This is a genomic window from Streptomyces sp. NPDC111516, from assembly GCF_055635345.1.
The window spans coordinates 157,579-172,738 of record NZ_JBVKBV010000011.1 but is presented as its reverse complement, the minus strand read 5'-3'; the positions used below and the strand labels follow the sequence as shown (position 1 = coordinate 172,738).

The 15,160-nt window shown below is 70.4% G+C and carries 11 protein-coding genes and 1 pseudogene; 6 read left to right on the top strand and 6 right to left on the bottom strand.

The annotated features are described in order from the left end of the window. The first annotated feature begins 271 nt into the window (after window positions 1–271). On the top strand, window positions 272–1,174 hold the full coding sequence (locus tag ACZ7L9_RS21980) for a universal stress protein (RefSeq protein ID WP_471417223.1): 903 nt from the start codon (window positions 272–274) through the stop codon (window positions 1,172–1,174). Between the two features lie 151 nt (window positions 1,175–1,325). On the opposite strand, the gene ACZ7L9_RS21975 is transcribed toward ACZ7L9_RS21980, so the two are convergent. The 3 genes from ACZ7L9_RS21975 to ACZ7L9_RS21965 all read right to left on the bottom strand — a co-directional run bounded on the left by ACZ7L9_RS21975 (window position 1,326) and on the right by ACZ7L9_RS21965 (window position 3,985). After that, window positions 1,326–1,949 carry a CBS domain-containing protein gene (locus ACZ7L9_RS21975; protein WP_471417221.1) on the bottom strand — a complete coding sequence of 208 codons (624 nt, stop codon included), beginning with the start codon at window positions 1,947–1,949 and terminating at the stop codon, window positions 1,326–1,328. Window positions 1,950–1,997: 48 nt separating this feature from the next. Beyond that, window positions 1,998–2,459 (bottom strand): cyclic nucleotide-binding domain-containing protein, encoded by a 462-nt coding sequence (locus tag ACZ7L9_RS21970; protein WP_471417219.1) that lies wholly within the window; start codon window positions 2,457–2,459, stop codon window positions 1,998–2,000. Between the two features lie 179 nt (window positions 2,460–2,638). Then, the gene (locus ACZ7L9_RS21965) at window positions 2,639–3,985 is read right to left on the bottom strand and encodes a nicotinate phosphoribosyltransferase (RefSeq protein WP_471417217.1); all 1,347 of its coding nucleotides are present in this window, start codon (window positions 3,983–3,985) and stop codon (window positions 2,639–2,641) included. Window positions 3,986–4,258: 273 nt separating this feature from the next. On the opposite strand from ACZ7L9_RS21965, the gene ACZ7L9_RS21960 reads away from it, so the two are divergent. After that, on the top strand, window positions 4,259–5,182 hold the full coding sequence (locus tag ACZ7L9_RS21960; RefSeq protein WP_471417215.1) for a universal stress protein: 924 nt from the start codon (window positions 4,259–4,261) through the stop codon (window positions 5,180–5,182). 20 nt (window positions 5,183–5,202) lie between these two features. On the opposite strand, the gene ppk2 is transcribed toward ACZ7L9_RS21960, so the two are convergent. Beyond that, window positions 5,203–6,024, bottom strand: a complete 822-nt coding sequence (ppk2, locus tag ACZ7L9_RS21955) for a polyphosphate kinase 2 (protein WP_471417213.1) — start codon at window positions 6,022–6,024, stop codon at window positions 5,203–5,205. Window positions 6,025–6,271: 247 nt separating this feature from the next. On the opposite strand from ppk2, the pseudogene ACZ7L9_RS21950 reads away from it, so the two are divergent. From ACZ7L9_RS21950 to ACZ7L9_RS21935, 4 genes and pseudogenes are all read left to right on the top strand, one after another. Further along, window positions 6,272–6,487 (top strand): annotated as a pseudogene (locus ACZ7L9_RS21950) (universal stress protein); the annotation flags it as partial. A gap of 493 nt (window positions 6,488–6,980) precedes the next feature. Next, window positions 6,981–7,868 carry an oxygenase MpaB family protein gene (locus ACZ7L9_RS21945; RefSeq protein ID WP_471417211.1) on the top strand — a complete coding sequence of 296 codons (888 nt, stop codon included), beginning with the start codon at window positions 6,981–6,983 and terminating at the stop codon, window positions 7,866–7,868. A gap of 27 nt (window positions 7,869–7,895) precedes the next feature. Further along, window positions 7,896–10,142: a tetratricopeptide repeat protein gene (locus ACZ7L9_RS21940; protein ID WP_471417209.1), complete on the top strand. Its 2,247-nt coding sequence runs from the start codon at window positions 7,896–7,898 to the stop codon at window positions 10,140–10,142. Between the two features lie 52 nt (window positions 10,143–10,194). Further along, window positions 10,195–11,739: a phytoene desaturase family protein gene (locus tag ACZ7L9_RS21935; RefSeq protein WP_471417207.1), complete on the top strand. Its 1,545-nt coding sequence runs from the start codon at window positions 10,195–10,197 to the stop codon at window positions 11,737–11,739. A gap of 9 nt (window positions 11,740–11,748) precedes the next feature. Here ACZ7L9_RS21935 and ACZ7L9_RS21930 read toward each other — a convergent pair whose 3' ends face one another. Both ACZ7L9_RS21930 and ACZ7L9_RS21925 read right to left on the bottom strand, forming a co-directional pair. Next, complete coding sequence (locus ACZ7L9_RS21930) at window positions 11,749–12,723, bottom strand: acetylxylan esterase (protein WP_471417205.1); 975 nt, start codon at window positions 12,721–12,723, stop codon at window positions 11,749–11,751. Window positions 12,724–12,727: 4 nt separating this feature from the next. After that, window positions 12,728–15,157, bottom strand: a complete 2,430-nt coding sequence (locus tag ACZ7L9_RS21925; protein WP_471417203.1) for a polysaccharide lyase 8 family protein — start codon at window positions 15,155–15,157, stop codon at window positions 12,728–12,730. Window positions 15,158–15,160: the final 3 nt, after the last annotated feature.

Below are 15,160 nucleotides of genomic sequence, written 5' to 3'. Positions count from 1 at the left end.
GGAGGCTCCTCCTGCTCTCTCACGGGGACCCGCACGGACCAATGCGGGCGACGTGTTCAGAAACCACGATTCACGGGCTGTATCGGGATGAAGAGGGCCGAATGGGCCTGTGTCGGGACCAGTCGGACCGGCTCGGAGGTTCGGTCCCGGCAGGATTCTCTCGACAGGGACCGTTGGGCCCCCGGTCGGCCCTGACGGTCCCTCTTCATTCGGGGCTCGCGGTGCCAGAGTGAGAGCTGCCCCTGTCAGTGGCCCTCGGCGAGGAGGAACCATGAAAGGCACCGCAGGCAGCCCAGAACTGGGCTGCGTCATCGTCGGAGTCGACGGCTCCGAGCCGGCCCACCGGGCAGCGCTATGGGCAGCGGCCGAAGCCGCACGCCGTCACAGCACGCTGCACATCGTTCACGCAGCCGACACGGACGGCCGGACTCTCTACCTTTCGGCGGAGAGCATCCAGCGGGTTCGCAACGCGGGCCGCGAACTACTGCGGGACACCGCCGCCGTCGTCGGGGAACACTGCCCAGGCCTGCACATCACCACGGAGCTCAGCCACGGCGCACCCGTCCCCAGCCTGCACCGGACCGCGGGCCTCCGCGGCACTGTCGTGGTGGGCAACCGTGGTCTCGGCGGGTTCGAATACCTCATGCTCGGATCCGTCGGTCTGAAGGTCGCCGCCGGCGCCACGACGCCCGTCATCGTGGTCAGGGGCATTGACGACGGGGCCGAGACCGGGGTAGTGCTCGTCGCAGTCCGTGACGAGCATGACACCGAATGCGCCCGCTACGCGGCGCGCGAGGCGGAGATCCGCAAGGCGGCCCTGCGGCTGCTGCACGTGTGGAACGTCTTCGAGTTCACCGGGACGGCCGTGACCATGCTCGACGATGTCGGGACTCTCGTCGGTGAACAGGTCCATCACCTGACCGCCGTGGCGAACCGGATCCGTGACGAATTCCCGGCCCTGACCGTGCAGGCGGATGCCGAGAAAAGCCTGACCGTGGCCGGAGTGCTGGTGGAGGCAACGCGCCACGCGGATCTGCTCGTGATGGGCGGGCGACGGTCGCCCGGTTACATCGGCCCCACTCTCGGACGGGCGACGCACAGCCTTCTGCACCACGCGCACTGTCCTGTGCAGCTCATTCCGCGGCGGGTTTCCGGGCACGGGAGCGAGTCATGACGGGCGTCGGAATGCCGTGAACTCGTCGCCGATCGACCCGTCGAGGAACTGGCACCTGTCATTGGCCTGGGCGGCGGACGAAGCACAGCGACGCGGGCTGGAACTCCGGCTCGTCGTGGCTGTACCTCCACTGCGCGACACGCATGCCTCTTCAGTCAAGTTCCATCCGCACATCCACGACGCCTTCGACCGCGCGAATCGCCCGAGCCAGTAGCGGCACCAGGGAGCGGCTACGGAGAGGCCCTCGCAGGGTGACGACACCATCCAGCACAGAGAATTCCACGCGGTCCGCAGGAGAGAGTTCGGCGACAACAGCGGATCGGATCTCCTCGTCGAGCTCCTCGTCGGGGCGCAGGAACACCTTCAGCAGATCGCTGCGGCTCACGACGCCCTCCAGCATGCCGAGGCCGTTCACGACGGGCAGACGCTTCACTCGCTTGCGCGCCATGATGCGGGCGGCCTCGTCGAGCGTGGCATCGGGATGGACGGTGACGGCCGGACTCGACATCAGCTCCTCGGCCAGCACCGCGTCGGCTTTCGACGCCTCCTCGAGCTGGCCGGGCAGCGTCGGAGTGTCCTGCCGGAATTCCTCCTTCGGCAGCAGGTCCGCCTCGGATACGACTCCGACGACACGGCCCTCGCCTTCGAGTACCGGCACCGCGCTGACCTTCCACTGGTGCATCAGCTCGACGATCTCCTTGTACGAAGCCTCACGGCCGATGGCCACGGCCGTGTGGGTCATGACGTCGCTGACGGTGTACCGGGATGCAGCCATGGCGTGCTCCTCGGGCGTGGCTCTTCGGTGGCGGAACGGCGGCATGCATCACACGAAGCCGCCGCTGCCGTGAGGGGCGTAGAGATCGAGTAGACGGATCCGAGCGGCCTGCAACCGGCGGGCGAGAACCTGCCCGACCCAATGGCCGATGGCCGAACCGAAGGCGGGATCCGCGTCCATCATCATCCGTACCGTCACCGCGTCGAACTCATGGGTACGGACAGGCGTCATCGCCTCGGCTCCGAGGTGCCAGATGTAGGGCTCGAACAGCCAGGACCAGCCCACCAGTTCGCCGGCCCCGAGGTTCTCGATCGTGGCCGGGGAGCTTCCTGGTACGCGGAAGTCCAGCGTGACGGTGCCCGAACGCAGGATCCAGAAGCGGTCTGCGCGGTCTCCTTCGTGGAAGAGACGGGTTCCCTCGTCGAAATTGACCTCATGCCCGATCTGCATCAGGCGGGCACGGTACGGGGCGGGTAGGGCTGTAGTGATGCGAGTGGGAGAAGCGCTCATCGGGTGGCCTCCTCTGTGGCTTCCGATTCCAGCATCGCCGGACAGCCGCCGAACGGCCATGGGCCGACCGGCCCCTGCCGCGGTCGCATCCGGCCCTGGGCCGGAGAGCTCCGCGATCTCACGGCACTGGGCAGTTCCGGCGGCCGAGGTCACTCCTTGCGTCCGATTGCGAGAGCGGATCAGAGAGTTCCGTGAGTGTCGCCCAGCAGGTCCTGCTCGATGTGCCGGCGGACATCTGCGGAGAGTGAGCTGAGGCATTCCGAAAGTTCGGCCCTTGGCGCGGTGGGTGCCCGTATGGTGCGGGCCCCGGCCGGCAGCGCCGCGAGGTCGGTGACGAACCGCTGCCGGGCCCTGTCCAGCTTCGTGCGTTCCGAAACTCGGTGCCCGTCCCGCATCACCGACTCCAACAGCGGAGTGCCATCCGGCGGTGGCGGCTCGTCGATGAGAGCTATCAGATCCGCGTGCTCCGGCCTTCGGAACACCTGCTTGCGCCCCGGCGCCGTCACCTTGGCCGATGACAGTTTCATCACTGGCCGACCGCCGTACTCGACCAGCTTGTACGCGGAATCCAGGTAGGGAGCATCCGCACAGACGCCGATTCGGGTGCCGACCGCATACGTGTCGATGGGCGCTTTGGAGCGGACCAGACCGTCCACCGCGAACTCGTCGAGACCACCGCTCGCCACAATCTGTGTCTCTTGGAGGCCGACGGCATCGAGGACGGCCCGCGCCTGCACGGCCAGAGCTCCGAGGTCACCGCTGTCCAGCCGGATGGCGCACCCCGGGCCGAGTCCCAGATCGCGCAGTACGCGCGCTGCCGTGGCCACACCCGTCACGGTGTCGTAGGTGTCCACGAGCAGCGTCACCGGGCCCGGATGGGACCGGGCGAAGGCCCGGAACGCGCCCTCCTCGGCGCCGAACGCCTCGATGTACGAGTGGGCCATCGTGCCGACTGCGGTCAGGCCTTCGGAGTGAGCCGCCCTCACATTGCTGGTTCCGGCGAAGCCGACCATGGCACCCAGCCGGGCGGCCTGGTTTCCGGCTTCGATGCCATGAGTGCGGCGCAGGGAGAAGTCCACGACGGCGTGCCCGTCGGCAGCCAGCACACACCGGGCACATTTGGATGCGACGGCGGTCTGGTGGCTGAGCTGGTTGAGTACGTAGGTTTCGACGAGCTGGGCCTGGGGGAGGGGCGCGGTGATTTCCAGCAGGGGTTCTCCGGCCAGCGCGATGCGTCCTTCGGGCATGGCCCGCACCTCGCCCCTGAATTCCAGGCCGAGCAGTGGGGCCAGATCCTCGGGCCGTCGTCCCAGGACCGTGGCGAAGACGTCGACGTCGTCTGCGTCCACCCGATAGGAGGAGAGGAAGTCGAGGACCGGGTCCAGCCCGGCACAGACGAGAAAGCCCCGGTCCGGTGGCAGATCACGGATGAACAGACTGAACGTGGCCGAACCGGTCATGCCCTCGCGCAGATACGACTGAGCCATCGTGACCTCGTAGAGGTCGGTACTCGTGGCATTGGACATCGACGGCACCTTCCTCTCCGTCGCGTCACCCCCACCGGCAGCGCCTCCCGGCCCCGCGAGGTCGAGCCGCACCGCCCTGCCCCTTCACTATCGGCCGCCCGCGCGTCATGGGCCAGCCGGACGCCGGGGCGGGGCCCCCAGTACCGCCGAGACTCTTCCCGCCACGTCCGAAGAGCACATCGTGCGTGCGGCTCCGGCCGGACCACGAAAGGGGCCGAACGTTCCACATCCGGGCCGAACCGGCCCTCACGCACGGCCCGCTCCAGTGCAACCGTGAGGACAGGTGCTTCCTATCCGGTCCGGTGGAAGGCGGTGGCGACGATGAGGCTGCCCCTGGTCTCGGGTGTGGACGGATCGCAGGCGAGCCTGCGGGCGGTCGACTGGGCCGTCGACGAGGCGGCCCTTCATCGGCTGGCGCTACGAGTGGTGTACGCGTCCGAGGGGGAGCACCGTGAGGACGTCGGGCCGGCGTTCAGCCTCGGTCGCCCTTCGGAGCAGGCGCTCGCGGACAGCATCGTCGAAGCTGCCGCTGAGCGCGCCCGCCGCCGTCGTCCGGACGTCGACGTCACGGCCGAGGTGCTGCCCGGGGACGCGGTGACCGCCCTCCTGCGCGAGGGGCACAATGCCGGGGCACTGATCATCGGCGAAAGAGGCCACGGCGGAGTCACCGGACTCCTGCTCGGCTCCGTCAGCCTCGCCGTGGCCGCGTCGCATCCTTGCCCCGTCATCGTCGTGCGCGGCGACAAGGCCGGTATCGAGAGCACGCACGGGCGGATCCTCATCGGTGTCAAGGAACCGGGGGGAGGATCGACGCCGGTCCGGTTCGCCTTCCGTGAGGCCGGAGCAAGGGACTGCGTCCTGGACGCAGTACATGCGTGGCGCTGCCCGCCGCGCAATCGCGCCGATCATCCTCGTACTGCCGGCGAGCCGCACCTCTACTGCAAGGAACGCGCGGCGACGCTGATCGACCTCGCGGTGGCCGACTCCGTGCACGATCACCCGACGGTCCGGCTGCACTCGGCGGCGATCGAGGGAACGGCCGCGAAAACACTGGTCCAGCGCTCGGCCGCTGCGGATCTGGTGATGGTCGGAGCGCATCGTCGCCGCAGTCATCTCGGCCCCCACCTCGGCCGGGTCGCTCGCACTCTGCTGCACCGATCTGAATGTCCGGTGGCTGTCATACCTCTGGCGACCTGACCGTACGGGACTTGCCCGCCTCACTCGCGCAGTTCTGCCGCGTGATCGGGGACGTACGTCTGAAGGTCCCTCGGCGGACGTTGGTATCCGGTGGCCGGCGGGCGTAGAGGCAGTTCGATCGCCGGCCAAGTGACCTCTTCGTACGGCACGGTCGACAGCAGATGGGCGATCATGTTCAGCCGTGCCCGGCGCTTGTTGTCGCTCTCGACCACGTACCAGGGAGCTTCCGAGATGTCCGTATGGACGAACATCTCGTCCTTCGCCCGCGAATAGGCCTCCCAGCGGCTGATCGATTGCAGGTCCAGCTGCGAGAGCTTCCATCGGCGGGTGGGATCTTCCAGCCGACGCCGGAATCGCTGCTCCTGCACCGCATCACTCACCGAGAACCAGTACTTGCGCAACAGGATGCCGTCCTCCACCAGCATCCGCTCGAAGATCGGGCATTGGCGAAGGAACCGCTGGTGTTCCTCCATGGTGCAAAAACCCATGACGCGCTCGACGCCCGCGCGGTTGTACCAGCTCCGGTCGAGCAGGACCACTTCACCTGCGGCTGGCAGATGCTCGACGTAGCGCTGGAAATACCACTGGCCGCGCTCGCGCTCGGTGGGCCGCGGCAGCGCGACGATACGTGCTACCCGGGGATTGAGGAGCTCGGTGACGCGCTTGATCGTGCTTCCCTTGCCCGCTGCGTCACGGCCCTCGAACACCACGACGAGCCGTGCGCCTTCGGCCCGAACCCACTCCTGGAGCTTCACGAGCTCGGTCTGAAGCCGGTACAGCTCGCGCTCGTACAGCGAGCGCGGCAGCTTCCCGGGCCCGCCCGAGTTCTTCTCGTCCGACATGGGATGACGTTATGGAGGAGACCGCGGTCGAAGTCAAGCGTCAGCGCCGAACGGGCTTCGCTGCGTAGGCCGACCGGAACGGGCCGACGTTTCCCAGTGTCGTCCTGCCGTGGCGGGCTGTGTCTGCTTGGTGAGCCCTTTCGCCCGCGTTCAGCGGCGATACTTCGGCCGATGCCGCCCGGGGCCGGGTGCCCCGTCGGACCCGATCCCGGTGGACTGGGCACCAGGATCGTTCGCGCCCGGCCCGGGCCCGGGGAGGCCGGTCGACCTCCGCCCCATCTCGGCCCACGGACACCCGGCCGCGGTCCTGCTCGATGCCGCTGTCGGAGCGCGGCTGCTGGTCGTCGGCAACCGAGGGCACGGCGGTTTCAGCGAGGCGCTGCTGGGGTCGGTCGGCCAGCACTGCGTGCAGCACGCTCCGTGCCCCGTCGTCGTGGTCCGCGGCTCCGGCCACGGAGCCTGAACAGCGCGGCGGCGTTCGTCCCCCATGGGCCGCCGCCGACCACAAGCATTGCGGCTCACGGAATTTGCCCTCTGCCTCAAGACCCCGTGCGACATCCTCATCGAGGTGCTCACCAGCCCCCCGCGTTCCTGGGCCAGACGATGCCGGACGACCTCAACGAGGCCACCGCCGTGGAACAGCGCCGGGCCGCCCCGAGCAGTCGGCCGCCGGGATCTCCGCAGCCCGAGGGGGGCTTTCGCCCTGCGAACTTTCCCTTCTGTCCACTAAGAGGAGCTCACAAAATGGGCGTCCGGCTCGCGACGCCTGGCACGCACGCTCGCTGCGTTGCCGAAATGCCCTAGTAGCTCCGCTACGAGGACCTTCCGGCGCCTTGCGATCGCACGCACCAGACGCCGCGAGCTGATCGGACTCTCATTTTGTGAGCTCCTCTAAAGAGCCCGGCCACAGCGCATCCTTTGCGTACGTACGCCACCGAGCGGGAGGTACCAGCGACATGGTGGACGCCGACCCGGGACTCTTCGGACCCGAATCCGTCACCTGGCAGATGCACGGCGACCCGATGATGTGGGTCGCCGGAGTGCGCGCGCTCTACCTCCAGGCGCTGCATCCGCGCGCCGTACGCGGCGTCATGCAGAACTCCGACTTCCGCGAGGACGCCTGGGGGCGGCTGATGCGCACGGCCGGCTTCGTCGGAACGATCACCTACGGCACCACCGAAGCGGCCGAGAAGGCGGGCGCCCGGGTCCGCCGGATCCACCGGTTCCTCAAGGCCACCGACCCGGCGACCGGGGAGACGTACGGCGTCGACGAACCCGAACTGCTGCTGTGGGTGCACTGCGCCGAGGTCGACTCCTACCTCCAGGTCGAACGCCGCTCCGGCTTCCCGCTCACCGACGCCCAGGCCGACCGCTACGTCGACGAGCATCGCCAGAGCGCCCGGCTCGTCGGCCTCGACCCCGCCGACGTACCGGCCACCACCGCGCAGCTCGCCGCCTACTTCGAACGGGTGCGGCCACAACTCGCCGCGTCCCCCGAGGCATTGGACGTCGACGAGTTCCTGCGCCGGCCACCCGTCCACGCACTGCTCGTACCGGCGCGCGCACTGCTGTGGCGGTGCGTCGCGGCACTCGCCTACCAGTCACTGCCCCCGTACGCCCATGAGCTCTACGGCAGACGCGTGGGGCCCGTGCGCACCGTCGACCGACGGCTGCGCACCGCCGGAACCGCTCTGCGCCGCATTCCGTCCCGGCTCCGCTGGCAACTCCCGCCCGGTCACATTCTGAACGCGATGGCCCGACTCGGTCCCGGCAGCCGCCCCACCCCGTACAAACTGCGCAGCCGGGCCGCCATACTGGACGGGCCGGGGAGGGCACCGAAGTAGGCGAAGCTACGGGGGCGACAGCAGGCGATGGCGGACACCAGGCTGATCCAGAGCCGGTACCGACTGCTCGATCTGATCGGGCGCGGAGGCATGGGCGAGGTGTGGCGCGCCCGCGACGAGTCGCTCGGCCGCCACGTGGCCGTCAAATGCCTCAAGCCGATGGGGCCCCAGTACGACCGGTCCTTCACGCGCATCCTGCGCGAACGCTTCCGCCGCGAGGCCCGCGTCGCCGCCGCGCTCCAGCACCGCGGGGTCACCGTCGTCCATGACTTCGGTGAGCACGAGGGCGTCCTCTACCTGGTGATGGAGCTCCTCGACGGCCGCAACCTCAGCCAGCTCCTGGAGGACAACAAACAGCATCCGCTGCCGGTGCCCGACATCGTCGACATCGCCGAACAGGTCGCCGACGCCCTCGGCTACACCCACCAGCAGGGCATCGTGCACCGCGACCTCAAGCCTGCCAACATCATGCGCCTCACCGACGGCACGGTGAAGATCTGCGACTTCGGCATCGCCAGGCTCGGCCACGACATCGGCTTCACCTCCCGCCTCACCGGCACGGGCATCGCCATGGGCACCCCGCACTACATGTCGCCGGAGCAGATCAGCGGCGGCCACCTCGACCACCGCAGCGACCTGTACTCACTGGGCTGCGTCCTGTACGAGATCGCCACCGGAGCACCGCCGTTCGACCTCGACGACGCCTGGGCCGTCCTCGTCGGACACCGCGACACCCAGCCCGAACCACTGCGCACCCACCGGGCCGAACTCCCCGGATTCTTCGACCGCGTCGTCCTGGAACTGCTGGCCAAGACACCCGAGGAGCGGCCGGTCGACGCGGGCGACCTGCGGCAGCGGATCGCCGCCGGCCGCACCGGCGAACAGCCGCAGCTCCAGCCCACGGGGCAGGTACGGCTCGCGCCGCCCGTTCCCGTCGTACGGCCGGGGCAGCAGCTGCCGGCCTGGACCCGAGGCATGACCACCGGACACAAGGCGACCGGCGGCCGCCTCGGGCTGGCCCCGCCCGACCACTCCGCGGGCCTCACCGGCGAGTGGACCACCGGCACCGACATGCGGCACCTCACCGGAGAGCTCCCGCTGCCCACGACCGAGCGGCCGACACCGTCCCCGGAACTGCTCTCCGTCCTCGCCAGCAGACACAGCGCGGGCCTCGACCTGGGCCGGCTCGGGCACTGGGAGGAGGCCGGCGAGGTGCACCGCGCGGTCGCCGCCGAACGCGAGCATGTGCTGGGCCCCGACCACCCCGACACACTCTCCAGCCGGTACGAGGTCGCCTTCACCCTCAGCCGCACCGGGCGCGCCTCCGACGCGCTGCGGGAGTTCGGCCGCGTCGCCCGGGGCCGGGAACGTGCGCTGGGCCCCGACCACCCGGAGACCCTCGCGGCCCGCCAAGAGATGGCGTACGTCCTGGGCCGGCTCGGCCGGCACCTCGAGGCCCACCAGGTGTACGCGGCGGTCCTCGCCTCCCGGGAACGGACGATGGGCCCCGACCACCCCGACACCCTGCGCTGCCGTCACAACCTCGCCTTCAACCTCAGCAGGCTCGGCCGCCTGGAGGACTCCTGCCGGATGGCCAGGGACGTGGCATCCGCCCGCACCCGCCTGCTCGGTGCCGATCACCCCGACACCCTGGTCACGCTCTACGAAGTGGCGTACACGCTCGGCCGGCTGGGACGCTGGGCGGAGGCCCTGCAGACCTACCACGATGTCGCCCAGGCCCGGTCGAGGTCGCTCGGCGCCGACCATCCCGACACGCTTTCGGCCCGCTACGAGATCGGCATCAGCCTTGGCCGCCTGGGCCGCAGCGCGGAAGCCCTGGAGCTGTACCGCGGCCTCGTCGCCGACCGGACCAGGGTGGGCGGCCCCGCCGACCTCGAGACGCTCCGCGCCCGCCACGGCCTCGGCGTCAATCTGGGGCGCCTGGCCCGCTGGGAGGAGGCGCTCGCCGAGGCGCGCGACGTGACCGCGATCCGCGGACGCGTCCTGGGCGCCGACCACCCGGACACCCTCGTCAGCCGCCGGGAGATCGCCGTCGGTCTCGGCTGGCTCGGCCGCTGGGCCGACGCCCTCACCGTCTACCGCGAGGTCGCCGAGGCCCGCGAACGGGTCCTCGGCGCCGACCACCCCGACACCCTCGCCGCCCTCAACGACGAGGCGCACTGCCTGGAGCAGCTCGGCCGGGGGCCGGAGGCCGTCGAGCTGTACCGCCGGGTCGCGGCACTGCGCCGAGGACGGGACGCACCGGCGAGCTGACCCGCCACCACCGCCTCTGGCCAGGGGATCACATCCCGTGTTACGAAGAGCCATGCACGCACCCGACAACTATGACGCGGTGATCGTGGGCGGTGGCCACAACGGTCTCGTCGCCGCCGCCTATCTCGCCAGCGCCGGACAGTCCGTCCTGGTCCTGGAGCGCCTGGCCACCACCGGGGGAGCGGCCGTCTCCACCCGCCCCTTCGACGGGGTCGACGCCCGCCTGTCGCGCTACTCGTACCTCGTTTCCCTGTTGCCGCGGAAGATCGTCCGCGATCTCGGTCTGGACTTCGCCGTACGCAAGCGGACCGTCTCGTCGTACACCCCGACCGTGCGCGGCGGCCGTGCCACCGGGCTGCTCGTCGGCGGGGACCGCACCCGGGACTCCTTCGCCGCGCTCACCGGATCGGACCGGGAGTTCGAGGCGTGGCAGCGCTTCTACGGTATGACGCGACGCGTCGCGGAGCGGGTCTTCCCGACGCTCACCGAACCCCTGCCCACCCGGGAGGCGCTGCGCGCACGGATCGGTGACCAGGAGGCCTGGCGGGCGCTCTTCGAGGAGCCCATCGGTGTCGCCGTCGAGGAGAACTTCCGCGACGACCTCGTACGCGGAGTCGTTCTCACCGACGCCCTGATCGGCACCTTCGCCGACGCGCACGAACCGTCCCTGCTCCAGAACCGCTGCTTCCTCTACCACGTCATCGGCGGCGGTACCGGAGACTGGGACGTCCCGGTCGGCGGCATGGGCGCGCTCACCGACTCCCTCGCCCGGGCCGCCCGCGAGGCCGGGGCTCAGATCCGCGTGCGGCACGAGGCGACCCGTATCGAGACCGACGGAACACGGGCCGAGATCACCGTCCGCTCACTCGACGCGGAACACGTCGTCACGGCCCGCCGGGTCCTCGTCAACGCCTCACCGCAGACGCTCGCCGCGCTTCTCGGGGACGAACCGTCCGCCCCCGCCGAGGGCGCGCAGTTGAAGGTGAACATGCTGCTCACCCGGCTGCCCCGGCTGCGTGACCGCTCCGTCGACCCCCGTGAGGCCTTCGCCGGCACGTTCCACATCGCCGAGGGGTACGGGCAGCTCGCCGACGCCTACCGGGACGCGGCGGCGGGACGGCTGCCCGCCGCCCCGCCGTCCGAGATCTACTGCCACTCACTGACCGACCCGTCGATCCTCGGCCCCGGCCTCGCCGCCCGCGGCTACCAGACCCTCACCCTCTTCGGCCTGCACACCCCCGCCCGGCTCTTCGCCGCCGACAACGCGGCGACGCGCGCCGAACTGCTCACGGCCACGCTCGCCGAATTCGACGCGCACCTGGACGAGCCGGTCACCGACTGCCTGGCACGCGACGAGAACGGCGAACCGTGCATCGAGGCGAAGACCCCGCTCGACCTCGAACAGGACCTTCGGCTGCCCCGCGGCCACATCTTCCACCGGGACCTCGCGTTCCCGTACGCCACCGAATCCACCGGCCGGTGGGGCGTGGAGACGGCGCACGCCAATGTGCTGCTGTGCGGCGCGGGCGCCGTACGCGGCGGCGGGGTCAGCGGGGTCCCGGGCCACAACGCCGCGATGGCGGCGCTGGGCCGGTGACCGCCGCCGCTACCGGCCGAACACGCCGCGCAGCGCGTCGCGCTTGCGCGGCAGGTCGTACTCCGCGCCGCCCTCGTGCCCGTTGTACGTGAACACCTCGATCTCGGCCGGACCCGCATACCGGTGATACGCGGCGAACACCGTGGACGACGGGCAGATCCGATCCATCAGACCGACCGAGAACCACGCCGGGGCGGTCGCCCGCGCCGCGAAGTTGACCCCGTCGAAGTAGGACAGCGTCTCCATCGCCTCGTCGATCCGGAAGCGGTGCCCGGACAACCAGCGGGCGATCTCCGCGTACGGTCCGGAGTCCGTGATCTGCGAGGCACGCCGGTAGTGGCAGAGGAACGGCACATCGGCGACGGCCGCCACGACGTCGTCCCGCAGCCCGGTGACGGCGAGCGCCAGCCCACCGCCCTGGCTGCCCCCGAGCACCGCCACCCGTGAGGCGTCCACCGCCTCATGGGCCCGCGCCGCGTCCACCGCCCGCACCGCGTCCGTGATCAGCCGCCGGTAGTAGTGGCGGTACGGGTCCTCGATGCCCCGGGTCAGGAAACCGGGCGAGGACGAGCCGTGCCCGTCCGGACCGATGTCCGGGGTGTCCGCGGTGTTCTTCCCGCCGCCGCCCTGGCCCCGGTTGTCCATCACCAGATGCGCGTACCCCAGTGCGCTCCAGGTCAGCCAGGAGTACGGAATGCCCCGGCCGCCGTTGTAGCCGATGTACTGCACCACAGCGGGCAGCGGACAAGAGCGCGCCTTCGGCAGCATCAGCCATGCCTTCACCGGCTGCCCGCCCCAGCCCCGGAACGTCACATCGAACACATCGACCGTCGCGAACCCGGCGTCGTACGGTACGAACTCGGCGTCCAGCGTGTGGCAGGCCGTCTCGGTGAGGGTCTTCTCCCAGAAGGCGTCGAAGTCGGTCGGCTCCTCCGGCTGCGGCCGGTACTCGCGCAGCCGGTCCGGATCCATGTCGAACAGCAAGGGTCTAGCTCCTCTTCAGGGTGAGGTTGAGGGTTGCGCCGTGGCGGCCGGTGGTGTCGGCGGTGATCCGGATGCCGTCGCCGGTGGGCGCGGCGCTGACGCCCGGATCGGCGCAGACGACGGTCAGTCCGCGTTGCGCCAGGTCCAGGACCACCGAGGACCGCAGCTGTGTCGGGTCGGACAGCGATACCTTGACCGTCTTTCCGTCCGGCCGCACCAGCACCGAGGCCGGGCCGTCCGCAGTCAGGTCCTGCGCGGTGCCGGCGGTCCAGAAGTTTGCGGCGACCAGTCCGTCCGCGCAGCGGCGTACCGCGTGCACGGCCGTAGAGCGGGCGATCAGCTTCACCGGCGGCGCGGACGACCACCGCTTCGTCCGCTCGGCCGAGGCCGCCGGGGCCTGGAGCCAGTAGTAGCCCGCCCCGCTCGGTGCGGCGCCATGGTCCTGCCAGAGCGTCAGATACGGGCGGGTGACCGGGGTGTCCGTGCCGTACTTGAGGTTGATCTCGCGCCAGGCCGCCGTGCGGTTCTCGCGCAGGCACTGGAGCGTGACGGGCTCGGGGAAGACATAGCCGCCGGTTCCGGCGACGTGCAGCCACCGCACTTTGTCGAGCCGGGCCGACCAGCCGGCGTCCGTGGGCGCGGCCGTGCCGTTGACGAGCAGGGCCGCCCTCGGGTCGCGGAGCTTCCGGTTCTCCACGATCGTCTCGGCCGTGCCCGCGTCGGAGGTGATGCCCGAGCCGACACACGCGATCACATCGTCCAGGCAGAACCAGCTCTTCAGACCGTGCAGCGAACTTCCGTACACGCGGAGCTCCATGCCGTACGCACCGAGTGTCGTCCCGGGCAGCGCGGTGCCGCCCGCCCAGTCGGCCGTGCTGGTGGTGCGCTGCCCCGCCGCGTCCGCGGGCCGTCCGGCGATGACGGTGGTGCCGGGCAGCCTGGCCGGGTCGACGGTCGGCCAGTAGTCCTCGCTGTAGTGCCCCAGGTCGTCCGTGTAGAGCAGCACCATGCCGTCGGAGAGGTGCCAGGCGTGCAGATTCTCGTTCTGGATCGACTCGTAGTTGTAGATCCGGGACGAGTATGCGGAGATGCCGAGCGCGAAGGACGGCCGGTGATGCGCCGCCTTGTCCATCCGCGGGTGCTGCTTGTGCGCGACCAGCGGGCCGCGTGCCGGGACCGGGGAGGCGACGACCCGCTGGGCGGCGACGAGCGAGGCGAGGTCGGTGACGGCCAGGAAGTCCCGGTAGGTGTCCTCGGCGATCCACTGCTTGACCAGGGCGGTGAACCGCTCGGCCGTCTCGCCGGGGAAGCTCGGGATCAGCCGCAGCACGGCCTCGATGACCGTCTGCGCCGACACATGGCCCTGCTTGCTGGGGCGGGCGATCTCGCGCCCGCACACCGACGCCATCACATCGCCGCGGGCCAGCAGCGGGTCGAAGCCGTCGTCGACCCAGCTGCGGACGTTGTCGAGGTCGGGGTCGGTGACCGTCCACGCGGTGCCGGCGAGGAGGTTCAGCAGCCGGGAGAGGTTGTTCAGCAACTCCTTGCCGTACCCGCCGTTGTACGGGTGCTTGTAGTGCTGGAGGAATGAACCGTCGGAGTAGAAGCCCTCGCCGGTACCCTCCGCCGCGGCGCTCGCGTCGTTGAAGGCGAGGACGCTGTTGGCGCCCGAACCCTCGACGTCCGAAAGAGCGTCACGGACCCGGGCCAGATCGTCGCCCGTGCCGCTGAGCACCGCGTTGACGGCGACCACGGTGGAGATCCACACCCGGTTGGCACCGGTGGCGATCTGCCGGTCGGCCCGCCAGAGGTTCGGGTCGGGCGTGTAGTGCCGTATCGCCCCGGTGATCCGGCCCAGCCGCTCCGTCCCGAGCGCGTCGTACAGCAGCACGGCCGCGTCGTTGAGGGCGAGCGCGGAGCCGATCTCCCAGTCCCAGTCGTTGTCGAACCGGGTGTGGCCGGGGCCGTAGCGGTTCGTCAGCATCCAGTCGAGGCCGGCCAGCAACAGATCGCGCAGCGCGGTGTCGCCGTACTGCGGGGTGCCGGGGACGGCCCACGCGGTCGCGACCGTGGCGAGCCGCTTGAACGACGTCGTCACGTGGTTGGAGAGCGTGGTGCTGGTCAGATCGGGGAACAGGCCGTCGGTCCGGGCCGGGTCGAGGCCCTTGACCGAGGTGGTCGCGGCCTTGCCGATCCTGGCCACGGCAGCGGCGATCTGCGGGTCCGTCAGGTCGAGGCCGGGACCGCCGGTGAGCAGGGTGTGCCAGCGGGTGCGCAGGGCGGCGGCGTCGACGACGGTGGGCCCGTCCGCCGCGTGCGCGGTGCCCGCGGTGGCGGCGAGTGTCAGCGGCAGCGCGGCAGCCGCGCCGAGGGCCGCCGCCCCGGCGAGGACGGTGCGCCGGGTGGTGCCCGAAGTGGTGCCTGGGTTCGTCATACG

Coding starts and splice junctions, on each gene's coding strand:
- ppk2 (WP_471417213.1), bottom strand. CDS start 6,024: ATGTCGGACGAGAAGAACTCGGGCGGGCCCGGGAAGCTGCCGCGCTCG.
- ACZ7L9_RS21975 (WP_471417221.1), bottom strand. CDS start 1,949: ATGGCTGCATCCCGGTACACCGTCAGCGACGTCATGACCCACACGGCC.
- ACZ7L9_RS21945 (WP_471417211.1), top strand. CDS start 6,981: ATGGTGGACGCCGACCCGGGACTCTTCGGACCCGAATCCGTCACCTGG.
- ACZ7L9_RS21940 (WP_471417209.1), top strand. CDS start 7,896: ATGGCGGACACCAGGCTGATCCAGAGCCGGTACCGACTGCTCGATCTG.
- ACZ7L9_RS21965 (WP_471417217.1), bottom strand. CDS start 3,985: ATGTCCAATGCCACGAGTACCGACCTCTACGAGGTCACGATGGCTCAG.
- ACZ7L9_RS21980 (WP_471417223.1), top strand. CDS start 272: ATGAAAGGCACCGCAGGCAGCCCAGAACTGGGCTGCGTCATCGTCGGA.
- ACZ7L9_RS21970 (WP_471417219.1), bottom strand. CDS start 2,459: ATGAGCGCTTCTCCCACTCGCATCACTACAGCCCTACCCGCCCCGTAC.
- ACZ7L9_RS21925 (WP_471417203.1), bottom strand. CDS start 15,157: ATGACGAACCCAGGCACCACTTCGGGCACCACCCGGCGCACCGTCCTC.
- ACZ7L9_RS21935 (WP_471417207.1), top strand. CDS start 10,195: ATGCACGCACCCGACAACTATGACGCGGTGATCGTGGGCGGTGGCCAC.